Source organism: Ammoniphilus sp. YIM 78166, assembly GCF_004522215.1.
Classification (GTDB): domain Bacteria; phylum Bacillota; class Bacilli; order Aneurinibacillales; family RAOX-1; genus YIM-78166.
The window spans coordinates 88,097-101,476 of the sequence record NZ_SDLR01000004.1; the positions used below are offsets into that span (position 1 = coordinate 88,097).

Consider the following 13,380-nt stretch of genomic DNA (forward strand, 5'->3'; position numbering starts at 1 on the left):
GTTCCAAGCTAGATTCGGGCGATTCTCCATGGGAATCGGGCGATACCGGCGCACTTTTGGGCGGTTGAGCCGCGATTGGGCGGTTCCAAGCTAGATTCGGGCGATTCTCCACTGGAATTGGGCGATACCGGCGCACTTTTGGGCGGTTGAGCCACGATTGGGCGTGTTGCTCTGTCAGACGAATAGCGGACATAAAGTCCGCTATTCGTCATTTTAAGGATCTTAGCTGATCCAATAGCATTCATCTGGATCCTTATCGAATAAGAATCCTTTAAAATGAACCCCGCGCAGATGATGAAGCTCCGATCGATCCTGATACTCGATGCGACAGCATAATCTAGGCTCAATCCACTGGGTGTTTTGTTCTCTCCCTGTATGCAGCTGAGAAGCAATCTGCCGGAATGCTTCTTGTTCCTCCGGGCTAATCCCGGACTCGACGATCGCTACCGGCTTGCTTCTCACTGTGGGAAAACGCACCCCCACGACAAAGGCAAAATGCGGCTCGGTGCGATAGCCTAAAATAATGGTGTCGAGCAGCCGAAAGTTTTTGATCTTGAGCCAATCATCCGATCGCTTATCCATATGGTAGAGGGAATCTTGTTTCTTGGCTACGATTCCTTCTAGCTCTCGTTCTTGTGTAAGTTGACTTAAAGCTCGCCCCTCTCCTTCCACATACATCGTGGGGGTGATACTGGAGTTACCCAGGTCCAGCAGCTCTTGCAAGCGGCGCTTGCGATCCATCAGCGGCTCGCCCGTGATATCCTGGTTCGTATACAGTACATCAAAAGCCACAAAATGTACCGGATGCGTGCTTTGTGCTTTTCCAATCTTAAAGGGATCGGCTAATCGCCCACGATAGCTGAAGTCATCGAAGTTCGATCGTCCCCCGCGAATCACGACCCCTTCCCCGTCTAGGATGAAGGTGTTGGCTTTCATCTCTTTTGCTCCGTTGATCAGCTCAGGAAACTTGTCCGATACACATTTCCCATTACGTGCATAGACTTCTACTCGTTCACCACTCTTATGAACTAGAAGACGCCCTCCATCCATTTTGGGTTCAAAGATAAAAGCGGGATCATCAAATGCTTGGCTACCCATCGACACTCTCATCGGTTGGATCGGGGTGAAAAGCATAGTTGGCTCACCTCAGCAATAGTCTGCCTACTCTTTGTTGCCCTTAGCCAACGTGCTTAGATTCTCCAGATGAGAAGATACACTCTGAATCGAGCTTGCCATCTCTCCTGCACTGACGGTCTGAGCGGTCGTAAAGGAACGAATCGACTCTATTTCCTGCCCGATTCCCTCTAACAGCCGACTCACTTCTCCAATCACCGCATGGATTTCTGTCAGCTGTTCTTTTCCAGTGTGAGAAAGTTTTTTTACCTCATTCGCCACGATATTGAAGGTTCTTCCGTGCTCACCGGCTCTCGCCGCTTCAATCAACGCATTCAAGCTTAACAGTTGAAGCTGATCCGTAATCTCACGTAGAACCCGGGTCACTTTTTCTAAGGATTGGCGATGACCCACACCTTGCCGAGCTAATTCACTCACATTTTCAACGGACTGATGTACCGAGTTGCTTTTCTCTGCCGTTTCTACTGCTGCAGCCGCTACTTCCTCAGCGAAGCTAGACAGAGTCTCAATGGATTCCTGGACACGCTGTTCATCCTCTAAATCAATCGATAACCCAATTGTCCCACCAGGTACAGGAATACAGACACTTCGGAACGTAACTCCGTACACCTCACGAGGAACAATTCGCTCGATCGTCCTTCCCTCCTTCATCGCTAAACGAGGCGTACCTCCATCCGATAACTTTGTTCCTTTACTTATCCCTAACGGCAGTCCTGCTTGATTCTCAAATAGGATATATTCATCTTCATTGGTCGCCCAAACGCAAATTTTGCTTCTACCCAATAGTCTTGGCAATAGGGGAGCTAGTTCGATAAAAGAATTGAGCATCAGTTCGTATCCTTCCTTCTATTCCTAACTTTCCTTATTACAAAGCAAGAATCATGCCACCAGAAGGATAGCGACCAGAACAGGTAAGCGATTACAGACGGTTCCGAAAAGGTGGAGTTTTTCCGAAATTGTGGACTATCTCGACACAAACCGGTTTCCCTCTATCCAGAAGCGCCAGGGATAATCTTTGGCTTCACCACTGTTATCTATTCCAATTCTAGGGCCGGATTGGATCGAGGTCACTTCTCTTCCTGGCGAGATATAGAGAGGCCGTTCAAAAAAAGGCTTGCCGTAATCTTCTTTGACAATTCCCATGGCTTTCGTTAGCTTCCCCGGGCCATTGGTCAGATCTTGCTCCTTTTTAACCTTTCCTCTACGTTCATACATAAGATGGATACCCTCCAACGGTTCAACCGCTCGAATCAGTACGGCCTCTGGATGACCCTCCGGAGCACTAACCACATTAACCAAGCAATGGGTATGCATCACATACGTATACACATAGCCCGGGGGACCGAACATTACTTCCGTCCTTGGTGTCCTTCGATTGTTGAAGCTATGGGCCGCCTGATCTAACGGCCCTCTATAGGCTTCTGTCTCCACAATCCACCCCGTAGCTGTACCTTCATCAGTTTCCTTGACGAGTAGCTTCCCTAACAATGATTGTGCCAACTCTAGGGTTGGCAGCTGAAAAAACGATGGGTCGATCGGTTGAAACGCCACCTCTACTCACCTCTTGGACTTTTTTCGAGAATAGGAAGAAGGTATAATGGGTAAACATGAAACTAGGATTAGGCGAAGTCCGCCACCTTAAGAGAAAGCGAGGAAACCCATGAAGCTAGGTTTTGATATAGATGATACCCTTATTAAATTGCGAGAATACGCCTTTCACCTTTATAACCAAAAGCTAGGCCAACAAGTCGATCTAGAAAAATTCAACCAACTACCAACCTTAGAAATCCACGATTTATTTGGCTTAACCAAGCAGGAAGGGCATCAGATGTGGCTAGACCACTCGGACGAAATCTATTACTCCGCCTGTCCTCCGTTCCCTTATGCAGTAGAAACCCTTCAGGAATTGGACAAGCAGGGGCATGAGATCTATTACATTACCGCAAGACCAAAGGAACACAGTGAACGCACTCTGCAATGGATGAAAAAAAACGGCTTCCCTGTCCAAGATGGTCACTTCTATTGCGGGATGGATGATAAAGAGAAAATAGATATTATTCAAGAACTGGGGCTGGACTATTACTTTGACGATAAGCCCGCGGTATTGGAAACACTGAGGGATCTGGATACGCGGGTCTATGCCAAGGAAAACTCGTATAACCAGCACGTCCAATTCCCTCGAATTAGCTGTTGGTCCGAGCTTAAGGATCTTATTACAGATAAACCGGATACCCCACCCACTTAAAGTCATTTCCAATGGGAGTGACGCTCACGTCCGTTAAATCAAGAGCATCTCGCATTTTCTCGGCCCCTCGTCCTTCAAGAAAGGTAGGGGCCGCTCTGCCTCCCACGAGCTTGGGTGCCATGTAAAGAACGACTTTATCGACTAGCTGATGTTCGATGAAGGACGCATTGACTTCGCCTCCTCCTTCAATCAGCACTGAGGAAACGGAGGCCTCCCCTAGCAATCTCACGACGTCCTTAACATTAACCTGTTCCGCTCCGTCTGTCACCCACACTTTCACCCCCTGGCGCTCGAGCTGCTCTTTTTTCTCCAGGGAGTGGCGCTGACTGGTAAAAATCCAAGTAGGGGCTTGGCCATCCGTAACGACTCTGTAATCCAATGGTATGCGTAAGGCCGAATCCAGGATCACCCGTATGGGGTTTCGGCCATGGGGGATGCGGGTTGTAAGTTCAGGATTATCTTTTAAGACCGTGTTTACGCCGACAAGGATGGCTTGATGCTGATTGCGCAAGTGGTGCACATCGTGCCTTGCTTCTTCCGAGGTAATCCACTTGCTATCCGATGTGGCCGTCGCAATTTTCCCATCTAGGGTAATGCCGGATTTCAACGTAACGAAGGGAAGCCGTTGCGTGATAAATTTATTGAACACTTCATTCATTTTTTGAGATTCGGCTTCCCCTATGCCCACGATCACCTCAATGCCCGCTTCTTGCAAGATTTTTACCCCATTGCCTGCAACGAGGGGATTCGGGTCAAGCGTAGCTACGATCACCTTCTTTACTCCTGCCTTTACCACCGCTAAAGCACAAGGGCCTGTTCTGCCATAATGGGAACAAGGCTCCAGTGTCACGTACATGGTGCTTCCTTGGGTTTGTTCTCCAGCCATGCGGATGGCATGAATCTCAGCGTGGGGTTCTCCCGCCTTCATATGGGCTCCGATGCCGACAATCCGATTATCATTCACTATCACCGCTCCGACTAAAGGGTTCGGATCGGTTTGTCCCTTCATCGCTTGGGCGTTCTGCAGCGCCAAGTTCATATAAAATTCATGGCTAGTCATTGGGACAACACCTTTCACCTTTAAGATGGCCCGAACGCTCTCTTTTTGTCCGGAGATAGTTTTCATTATACTCGGATACATCTCCCCATAGCTGGACTCTTCCCGCTACGTTCATCCCTGCTTGTTCAAGGGCTTCTAATTTTCTCGGGTTGTTGGTAATGAGGGTAACCGGTTGATTGCGAAGCACTCGAAGCACCTCTATGGCATCCTTATAGCTGCGGCTATCATCTTTAAACCCAAGCTCTAAGTTAGCGTCAACTGTATCGTATCCATTTTCTTGCAATACATAAGCCATCGCTTTGCTAAACAGGCCTATCCCTCTTCCCTCGTGGTTGGCCAGATAAAACACCGCTCCTGCTCCATGCTCCACAATATGAGTCATGGCCTGCTTGAGCTGGTACCCGCAGTCACATCGTTTACTCCCAAAAATGTCCCCGGTGTGGCAAATCGAGTGGAAACGGATTAACGCCTCTTCTGCCTCTTGGAAATCTCCATAAACCAGTACGCTCGACTGCTGCAGCTCGGCGAGATTGACACTCGATAGCTTATCGATGATTCCTTTAGTTCCCTCAACCACTTCCTTGCACTTAAGCCAGCAGTACCATTGGAACCTAACTGTCTCGTTATGTAAATTGACCGGCAGTTGGATAGGACCCACCAAATAAATGGCTCCTTCCTCCGTTGGGATGACTTCAATCTTATCTTCTAATATGGTAAGGACCCTTTGGTCTAAAGTTGTTGTCGTCATAAGACATTCTCCATTTCTCGGTCTTCGTGGATTTATTTTTCATCGGCTTGAAATACATTATACTATCTTGTCCCAATCCAAAAAAGAAAAAAGGAACCCCGAAGGATTCCCGAATGTTCTAAGCTGTTGAGAAAAACAAATAGATATACAATACCAGCAGACTCGTATAGAGATATCTTAAAAAATTAGACGCATTCTTATCCATCCACTTTCTCGCAACCATTAAAGCAAATCCAATGGTGACCATGAGGAATCCAACAAAATCAAAGCCAGAATATCGTATGATAATTCCGCTGATGACTAAGATGAGCGGAAGAACATTAAATACAAATGGGGGCATAATAGTCTCCTTTTTTCATCCATTATAGCCTTACTCAAAAAGGTTCATGCTTAGATATCGTTCTCCTGTATCCGGAGCGATACATACCACCCGCTTGCCTTCGCCTAATTTCTTAGCAACGGTAATCGCAGCGAACACGGAAGCCCCAGATGAAGGCCCGAGCAATAGACCTTCTAGGCGAGCGAGGTCACGGATGGTTTGGACCGCTTCTTCATCGGCAATTTGTATAATTTCATTATATACACTGGTATTAAGGATCTGCGGGATAAATCCTGGGCTAGTACCTACAAGCTTATGCGGCCCCGGCTTGCCACCGGACAAGACCGGGGATCCCTTAGGCTCGACAACCGCGATATGAATATTCGGCAGCTTTTCGCGCAAGGTTTCTCCTGTTCCTGTAATCGTCCCGCCTGTACCCGCTGTAGCTACAAAAGCATCAAGATTCCCCTCCATTTGTTCTAAGATCTCAAGCGCCGTTGTTGTGCGGTGGATATCGGGATTCGCCTTATTCTCGAACTGTTGGGGGATAAAGCTTCCGGGGATCTCCTTCTGCAATTCCAACGCTTTAGCGATACAGCCCGGCATTCTCTGTTCAGCTGGAGTTAAGACGACGTCTGCTCCATAAGCTTTTAATAGATTAATACGCTCTTTAGACATGTTGTCGGGCATAATCAAGATCGCCTTATAACCTTTTGCTGCAGCCATCATCGCCAACCCGATGCCGGTATTTCCGCTCGTCGGCTCAATGATGGTGTCCCCAGGTTGAATTAGCCCTTGCTCTTCAGCTGTCACAATAAGATTATAAGCCGCACGATCCTTAACACTTCCGGAAGGATTAAATTTCTCTATTTTCACATAGACATCCGCCGCTCCACTTGGGACAATGCGCTGTAAACGGACAAGCGGCGTTCTTCCGACTAGCTCCGATATATTTTGAAAGACATTCATCTCTTAACATCTCCTTTAAATTTAGGGACTATATAAAAGAAAAGAGAAGCATGGGTAAACAAGCTTCTCTCTCATTATATTATTTTCCTGATACTTGCTCCAGCAAGGTTAGGTCCACTAAACCGTCTAATTTCGGTTGCTCCTTAATGAACTTCAGCTCATAGGAGGCATCCGCCCATTCTTGCAGGGCATCCTGGTGTACTTCAGCAGAGAAGGTCATACGATCCCAAGACTTCGTTAACACTTCTTCTGGGAGCTTCTTTTGCGTAAGTTCATATAAAGATTCATTGATGGCCTTAATAGAGTCTTCTTTATTGTTGTTCACGTAGTCAATCGCTTCAACATGGCTCTTCAAGAAGTTTTTCACTAGCTCTGGGTTTTCCTCCATGAACGCTTTGCGCGTAACCAGTACTACACTTGGAAGTGTCGTTCCCCAAGCCACTTCATCCCATTCCACGATAACTTTTGCACCAGCGGTTTCCACTAGATACGTTCCCCAAGGCTCAGGCAACGCGGCTGCATCCATTTGCTTGGTTTCAAATAAAGCTTGCACGTTCGCAGGGTTTTGCTTCTGATGAATGACAGTACCGCCAGTACGGTTGGAGTAAAGACCTAAGTCTGCCATCATTTTTTCTAGCTGTACGTTATGGGTGCACCCAATTCCTGGGGAGCAGAATTTCTTTCCGTCCAAGTCCTTTACCGTTGCGATATCGGAACCTTCACGAGCGACAACCAATGTTGCTCCATTCGCTGCAGACGCTAAGATCACAACATCATTTCCGCTCAGAAAACGATTGATCGCAGGACCCGGTCCTACATAACCGATATCCAAGTTATTACTGTTCAAGGCGTCCATAAAAGCATTTCCATCCGGGAATACCTGAGTCGATATTTTCGTTCCTTCTAATTGTTTCGCAAAGATTTCCTTCTTAACCCCTACAATGGCAGGGGCATGATCTAGATTAGGGAAGTAGCCCAAACGGATCTCTTGCTTTTCTGTAGAAGCTGTGGTTTGACTGTCAGAGCCACCGCAAGCGGTCAGCATCATGCTGCCCAATATGGTTGTAGCTAATAAAGCTAGCTTTAACTTTTTCATCATTATCATCCTCTCTCATCTCATGACGCTAGGCTGCTTTTTCAAAGCCCCAACGTGTTAATACCTTTCTCTCTAGCGGCTGGAATACGACATAGTCCATAATCGCTCCAATCACCGCAATAATCACCATCAAGGCTACAACGAGGTTCATATTTCCCATATCTCGGCTAAAGATCAGCATATAACCCAATCCAGGTCCAGGCCCGATGAGTTCTCCGGCCATCAGCGCTCTCCAGGCAAAAGCCCAAGATAATCTCATCCCGGTAATCGCATAAGGAATGGAGGCGGGAATCATGACTCGACGGAATAAATCAAAGCCGGTGGATCCCATGGTTTTCGCTGCTTTAATCAGGATCGGCTGAACATTCTTAAAGCCCATCCGCATGTTCATGATCATGGACCACATTCCACCTAAGATAACGACAAAGATAATGGCCTTTTCTGAGAAGTGGAACCATACCATGGCCAACGGAAGCCATACGATACTTGGAATACTTTGCAAGGCGATAACCAAAGAGCCGATGGTCTCATCTGCCCATTTATACTTAGCGAGCAGAACGCCGATTAATGTTCCGATAATGACAGCGATCACGAAACCAAGAAGCAGCCTTTTCATACTGTTAAGCGTGGCTAGAACGAGCGTTCCTTCCTTTAACCCCGTAAACAGCGCATCGGCAACCCCAACCGGCCCTGGAAACATCGTCGGCGTCCATAGTTGAAGCCGGAACACCAACTCCCAAAGAAGCAATAACCCTCCAAAAAAGACGAACCTTCTAAATGCTATAGTCATATCCGAGCTCCTCCTGCATCACTTTGGAGATTTCACCGGACAGCTGATCCATAATTTCTGTCTCCAACTGAATAAAATCTGGATGGGTGGATGGTCTAGGGCGAGGAATGTCTACTGTGATTTCTTTCATAATTCTCCCTGGACGTGTTCCCATCACAATAATACGGTCCGAAAGCTGAATGGCTTCCCGGATATTATGGGTGATGAAAAGAATCGTTTTCTTTGTTTTCATCCAAATATCTTGAAGCTCCTTATGCATCATCATTCTCGTTTGCTCATCCAATGCTCCAAAGGGTTCATCCATCAAGAGAACGTTCGGATTCATGGCCAGCGCTCGCGCGATGGATACACGCTGTCTCATCCCTCCTGAGAGCTCATGAGGATAAGAATCAGCAAATCGACTGAGATGAACAAGCTTTAAATGGTCAAGAGCTACCTGCTTGGCTTCCTCTTTAGGTAGATGCTTAAGACCGAACATCACATTTTCTTGAACCGATAACCAAGGCATTAAGGCAGCTTCTTGAAACACAAACCCTCGATCGGGTCCCGCTTCCGAGATTTCCTCCCCATTCATAAGGACTTTGCCTTCAGTCGGTTGCTCTAGACCACCGATAATATGAAGCAAGGTAGACTTCCCGCACCCGGATGGTCCTAAAATGGAGACAAACTCCCCTTCTTGAACCTCAAACTCTATTTTACTAAAAACCGTATAATCTTCTTTATTCTTTTGGGGGAAAGCTTTCTTAAGCTGACTTACTGTTAGAAACACCGTCTCTTCCTCCAATTCTGATCAAAACGCTTGGATTAAAGCTCTAGGTTAGAGTATAGTTGGGAATCCAATCCCTTGTCAATTTCTTTTTACAATTAACTTTATGGGAATTATCAAGTATATGGTATAAACCCTAGGAAGTGGAGCATAATAAGTAACCCCTCCTTTTAGACATAGCTGCCAGCTTAGTGCTGGCGGCTTTTCATTTTTTCACAAGAAAAAACCAAGGCTCTATACCTTGGTTAAGGCTTTCCGATCCTCGGCTTGAGGCGGCTTCTCTACCCAGCCATGTTCAATGGCAATATTCATGCCATCTTCCGCTAGTTTCATGCGCTCTGCAATCGCTCGCGTATAATGAACTCCTAGGTCTCTTCGAAGCGCCGTTCCGAGGCCCGCCCCAAAATAAATAATGGAAGAGTTCAGCATGGTTTGCCCGTGAAACATCATCAGCTTATCGGAAAAAGGGGCTGCCGTAGAATCGGTGACATGCGGCTCCCACGAACCGGAAGAAGAAAGGAAGTCTTCGTCTAGAATCGAGCTCATCACTTCAATTTGCTTAGAGCACACTTCTCTGATCCTTGTCAAAAACTTGCGCGATTCTCTTTCTTTGGCGACTTGACTAAAGCCCAGCATCAGGGCTTCTGTCAGCTGTTCCTTCTTAATATTGAAGAATAGGCTGGTAATTTCCATCGCATTAACGGGCCTCCGATCCCCCATCCATCCCGTAAGGAGACTTTGCTTATGCGAAAATCCCACTTCTTTCGGAGTGGAAACCGAAGGAGGAAGGCGGTAGATCCCTTTTTGCATCAGTTCCGCTAAAGACCCCTCATAGAGATCCATCGCCTTCTGGATACAGGTCTTGAAAAATCGCCGAACATCCTCACGTGAGGCCGTCGTTAACCCTAACTCATATCCTGTTAGCCAGTGGGCTGATTCCAAGTGGATATGGTAGACCCAAAAATCATCCGTAAATAGCTTGGGTGCATTCGGATGAAAGTCTTTATCCGTGAATCCTAGTGGAATAGGAAAATCGTTCTTTTGAAATAGGGCCCTTATCGCGATGATATTTCCCTGAAAAAAATCTCTGGCGGATTCCAGTATTCCTTTTAACCTTTCATCCTCCGCCCGTTCGAAGGCATGCTGATAAAGATAAGCCATCATGCTGTCGTGCTCGTAGGTGGTCCACAGCGTTCCCATCTCTGACGTAGCAAGTTTTTCTAGATCCATAAGACCCTCCTTTATATTCCGGCTCTTCCCCATTATTCTTCCGGTTCAGAGCAGAAATATTTGAACTTTGAGGGTTAAAACTCAAATTTCACAAAACTAGGTGTTCTCATGACACCCGTCTTGGTCCAGCATTGAAATTTCACTTGGCACTTGATCAAGGGGTCCAAGTAGATCCATTCCTTGTCCTCTCCACGAATCAGCTGCTTGGAAATTTCATAGAAGGCGCTTCGTTCGGCAGACGGAACAAATTCAGCCGTCCCTACGTATTTCCCCTCTTTATGAAGCGACCAAGCAAACTCCCCTTTGCGTATCCCGCCAATCTCAACGACATCATACTGATAATTTTTCACTTTAATCCAGTCGTGACTGCGCATATCCAAATAGTACTTGCTTCCTTTTTTCTTCGACACAATCCCTTCCAGCCCCATCTGAGAGACGGAGTGAAATAGCTCTTGTCCATCTTCAAAGCTCTCACAAGCCGAAATCTCGGGTGAGAAATGGACAATCTCATAAAGCATAGATAACCGTTCCTCTATTGGAAGCTTCGTTACATCCTCCCCATTTAAATATAAGATATCGTAAGCTACAAAATGGGCCGGCAAGGTTTTCATCAACCTTCTACCCGTGAATTCGTTAGAGGATTGGAATCGAGTCATTACACTTTCAAAGCATGGCTTATTCTCTTCATCTAATACCAGCATTTCTCCGTCTAGAATGACACTATCCACATCTAACTGGATTTTCTTCATCTCTGGGAACTGGAGCGTGCATTCATTTTGATTGCGGGTAAAGAGACGAACCTGGTTTTTCTCGAAGTGCAATAGGCAACGAAACCCATCCCACTTCAATTGGTATATAAAATCACCGCTCGGCACGGCGTCTGATTTATGCAAAAGCATGGGTTTTAGTAAATTATTGATCATGCTATTGATCCCTCGTTTAGCAAGTTTTGTTCATAAGCTAAGCGTATCAATAAATCATCAGGAGAGATATATGAGAAAGGTGGAAATCGAAAATTGCAAAAAGACCCTACCTTTCCTTCTTACGAGGAACGTAGGGTCATACTTTTTGATTCATCTTCATCTATCCACCATAACGAGCCTTTCCATAATTAGTCGATCATCATATATCCGTATTTACGGATGCTCTCATCTCTTAAACGGATTGCTTCGTCTACGATATCCAGGATTTCACTCAAAAGCTTAAGCATAACGTCAACCTCCTTCAGGAATGATGTACCTTTATTATCCTCTTTGCTGATTTTTTTGACAAAGTCCGTATTCCCTCATGAAAACGACCATCATTGCCATTGAAAACCAATGAAAACGGAGATCATCCTTCATTTTCGTTTGGTTGATTCGATTTCCTTGCATTTTCAAGCTCTCTTGATTCCATCGTCATATGATCTTACAGAAGCTTTGACTAGAAAAGGATAAAACCTTACATTGAATTAAAGCCAGCTTCATTTTTACCTTGTAATCTATTGGATGAGATGAAAAGAAGGGAGGATAAGCGCTATGCTTATTGCTGGTGTGGGAAGAAGAAAAGAATCGGCGGCGACCCTATCCGAGTCCGCTAAGCCCAAGTTATCATTTATTGCTGGACATCTACAAAGCTTTTTGAATGCATCCTTGATCATGTTAGCCATTATCCTATGCTTCTTACTATCCAAAGAGGTTTATCATTTCATCAAAACGATCTTCTTTGAGCAAAACACGGATTTTCAACATTTCTTGGAACAAATTCTTGTCTTTTTTCTCTACTTTGAGTTTATCGCCATGATCGTCCGTTATTTTCAAGAGAACTACCATTTTCCCTTACGCTATCTTCTCTACATCGGCATCACCGCCATGATCCGCTTGATCATCGCAGATCATTATGATGCCATGAAGACCTTGCTGTATGCTTTTGTTATTTTGGTTCTGGTCATTAGCTACTTTATTGTGAATTTTACGCCACTTAAGAGGTAGACCCTCTCTGGTTATCGGTAGCAATAACACAAAAAGAGAAGGACTTCTCATTAACATAATAGTTGGGAGAAGTCCTTCTTTTTGATATTAGTTGCGATTCCGTTTATTCTGCGCTTTGGCTTAAGCTTCTTTTAGCTGGGCGGTTTTTCTCCATCTCTGCCTTTAGTTCCTCAACCGTAATTCCTTTTTGGGTTGCCAGCTCAGCGAGTTTTGCCTCGCGTTCAGCTTCCATTTGAGCTTTTAGCTCATCTACGGTGATGCCTTTTTCTTGAGCTAAGGCTTCCAAGTCTACTTTTCTTTTTCCTCCAAAGCCTTTGTTAGCTGGACGGTTTTTCTCCATCTCTACCTTAAGCTCCTCAACGGTCACTCCTTTTTGAGCAGCTAATTCCGCTAGTTTGGCTTCACGCTCTTTTTCCATTTGAGCTTTCAGTTCATCTACAGTAATTCCTTTTTCTGCTGCTAGAGCTTCAAGCTTGGCTCCTTTTTTACCAAAGAAGGTTTTCTCCACTTGAGTTGCTGGATTTACCGGAGTTTGCGTTGTTGTAGTTTCAGCTGCCAAAGCATGCCCTAATGCACTTAAAGCAAATACAGCACCTAGAGTTGTCGCGAGTAATTTCTTTTTCATCATAATTCATTCCTCCATAACCTTGTATTTGTTTTGGTGTTACTTACCATAGATAAAATATAAACAAGGTTAGTGAAAATACGGTGAAAGACTGGAGCTAATTCAGAAAAGTTTTTTACTAGCATTAAGGTGCTACACCTACTACGGGTTAATATGAAAATCCCCGGCATTAAATTTGGTGCTTGATCACAGGGTGATCCAGGATGCCCGATCGCTTCCCGAGAAAAGTAAGCAAGTGACTCCATCTTAATTGTATCCATTACGGTTTCGGGAGCAACTCACCGAGTATCGTGACCAAACCTACGAGATTAGCTGGAATGGTTACAGGTACGTGAACAAACGATACCAACTCGTGAGCATCCACCACTTTTCCGTGAGCAAATCAGAATTTTTGTGAGCATCCGAACCGAAACAGTAGTCATACGGTC

General features: G+C 45.6%; 16 protein-coding genes. 2 read left to right on the forward strand and 14 right to left on the reverse strand.

Going from position 1 to position 13,380, the window contains the following annotated elements:
* Positions 1 to 8: 8 nt before the first annotated feature.
* From EIZ58_RS17020 to EIZ58_RS17035, 4 genes are all read right to left on the reverse strand, one after another.
* Positions 9 to 245 (reverse strand): hypothetical protein, encoded by a 237-nt coding sequence (locus EIZ58_RS17020; RefSeq protein WP_134702094.1) that lies wholly within the window; start codon positions 243 to 245, stop codon positions 9 to 11.
* Complete coding sequence (locus EIZ58_RS17025; protein ID WP_134702095.1) at positions 223 to 1,134, reverse strand: ATP-dependent DNA ligase; 912 nt, start codon at positions 1,132 to 1,134, stop codon at positions 223 to 225. The genes EIZ58_RS17020 and EIZ58_RS17025 overlap by 23 nt, the downstream gene beginning before the upstream one ends.
* Before the next feature lie 27 nt (positions 1,135 to 1,161).
* A complete protein-coding gene (locus EIZ58_RS17030; protein WP_134702096.1) occupies positions 1,162 to 1,962 on the reverse strand; it encodes a methyl-accepting chemotaxis protein in 801 nt (266 codons plus the stop codon).
* Between the two features lie 135 nt (positions 1,963 to 2,097).
* Positions 2,098 to 2,685 (reverse strand): DNA-3-methyladenine glycosylase, encoded by a 588-nt coding sequence (locus tag EIZ58_RS17035; protein WP_134702097.1) that lies wholly within the window; start codon positions 2,683 to 2,685, stop codon positions 2,098 to 2,100.
* A 109-nt stretch (positions 2,686 to 2,794) separates the two neighbouring features.
* Here EIZ58_RS17035 and EIZ58_RS17040 point away from each other — a divergent pair, with 109 nt between their 5' ends.
* Positions 2,795 to 3,379: a 5' nucleotidase, NT5C type gene (locus EIZ58_RS17040; RefSeq protein ID WP_134702098.1), complete on the forward strand. Its 585-nt coding sequence runs from the start codon at positions 2,795 to 2,797 to the stop codon at positions 3,377 to 3,379.
* Here the strand turns inward: EIZ58_RS17040 and ribD are convergent.
* From ribD to EIZ58_RS17085, 9 genes are all read right to left on the reverse strand, one after another.
* Positions 3,348 to 4,439 carry a bifunctional diaminohydroxyphosphoribosylaminopyrimidine deaminase/5-amino-6-(5-phosphoribosylamino)uracil reductase RibD gene (gene ribD, locus EIZ58_RS17045; RefSeq protein ID WP_134702099.1) on the reverse strand — a complete coding sequence of 364 codons (1,092 nt, stop codon included), beginning with the start codon at positions 4,437 to 4,439 and terminating at the stop codon, positions 3,348 to 3,350. The two genes, EIZ58_RS17040 and ribD, sit on opposite strands and share 32 nt — an antisense overlap.
* Positions 4,432 to 5,187, reverse strand: a complete 756-nt coding sequence (locus tag EIZ58_RS17050; RefSeq protein ID WP_134702100.1) for a GTP cyclohydrolase II — start codon at positions 5,185 to 5,187, stop codon at positions 4,432 to 4,434. The genes ribD and EIZ58_RS17050 overlap by 8 nt, the downstream gene beginning before the upstream one ends.
* 118 nt (positions 5,188 to 5,305) lie before the next feature.
* The gene (locus EIZ58_RS17055; protein WP_134702101.1) at positions 5,306 to 5,527 is read right to left on the reverse strand and encodes a hypothetical protein; all 222 of its coding nucleotides are present in this window, start codon (positions 5,525 to 5,527) and stop codon (positions 5,306 to 5,308) included.
* Positions 5,528 to 5,557: 30 nt separating this feature from the next.
* Positions 5,558 to 6,475 (reverse strand): cysteine synthase A, encoded by a 918-nt coding sequence (gene cysK, locus EIZ58_RS17060; protein ID WP_134702102.1) that lies wholly within the window; start codon positions 6,473 to 6,475, stop codon positions 5,558 to 5,560.
* Positions 6,476 to 6,554: 79 nt separating this feature from the next.
* Entirely contained in the window at positions 6,555 to 7,571 is a 1,017-nt protein-coding gene (locus EIZ58_RS17065) for an aliphatic sulfonate ABC transporter substrate-binding protein (protein WP_134702844.1), read from the reverse strand.
* A gap of 28 nt (positions 7,572 to 7,599) precedes the next feature.
* The gene (locus tag EIZ58_RS17070) at positions 7,600 to 8,361 is read right to left on the reverse strand and encodes an ABC transporter permease (RefSeq protein ID WP_134702103.1); all 762 of its coding nucleotides are present in this window, start codon (positions 8,359 to 8,361) and stop codon (positions 7,600 to 7,602) included.
* A complete protein-coding gene (locus EIZ58_RS17075) occupies positions 8,345 to 9,130 on the reverse strand; it encodes an ABC transporter ATP-binding protein (RefSeq protein WP_134702104.1) in 786 nt (261 codons plus the stop codon). The genes EIZ58_RS17070 and EIZ58_RS17075 overlap by 17 nt, the downstream gene beginning before the upstream one ends.
* Positions 9,131 to 9,361: 231 nt before the next feature.
* Positions 9,362 to 10,357 (reverse strand): DUF3231 family protein, encoded by a 996-nt coding sequence (locus EIZ58_RS17080; RefSeq protein WP_167577766.1) that lies wholly within the window; start codon positions 10,355 to 10,357, stop codon positions 9,362 to 9,364.
* Positions 10,358 to 10,431: 74 nt separating this feature from the next.
* Positions 10,432 to 11,256: an ATP-dependent DNA ligase gene (locus EIZ58_RS17085; RefSeq protein WP_240689152.1), complete on the reverse strand. Its 825-nt coding sequence runs from the start codon at positions 11,254 to 11,256 to the stop codon at positions 10,432 to 10,434.
* 618 nt (positions 11,257 to 11,874) lie between these two features.
* Between EIZ58_RS17085 and psiE the strand changes: the two genes are divergently transcribed.
* Positions 11,875 to 12,327 (forward strand): phosphate-starvation-inducible protein PsiE, encoded by a 453-nt coding sequence (gene psiE / locus EIZ58_RS17090; RefSeq protein ID WP_134702107.1) that lies wholly within the window; start codon positions 11,875 to 11,877, stop codon positions 12,325 to 12,327.
* Between the two features lie 103 nt (positions 12,328 to 12,430).
* On the opposite strand, the gene EIZ58_RS17095 is transcribed toward psiE, so the two are convergent.
* Positions 12,431 to 12,955 (reverse strand): phenylalanine--tRNA ligase subunit alpha, encoded by a 525-nt coding sequence (locus tag EIZ58_RS17095; protein WP_205672249.1) that lies wholly within the window; start codon positions 12,953 to 12,955, stop codon positions 12,431 to 12,433.
* Positions 12,956 to 13,380: the final 425 nt, after the last annotated feature.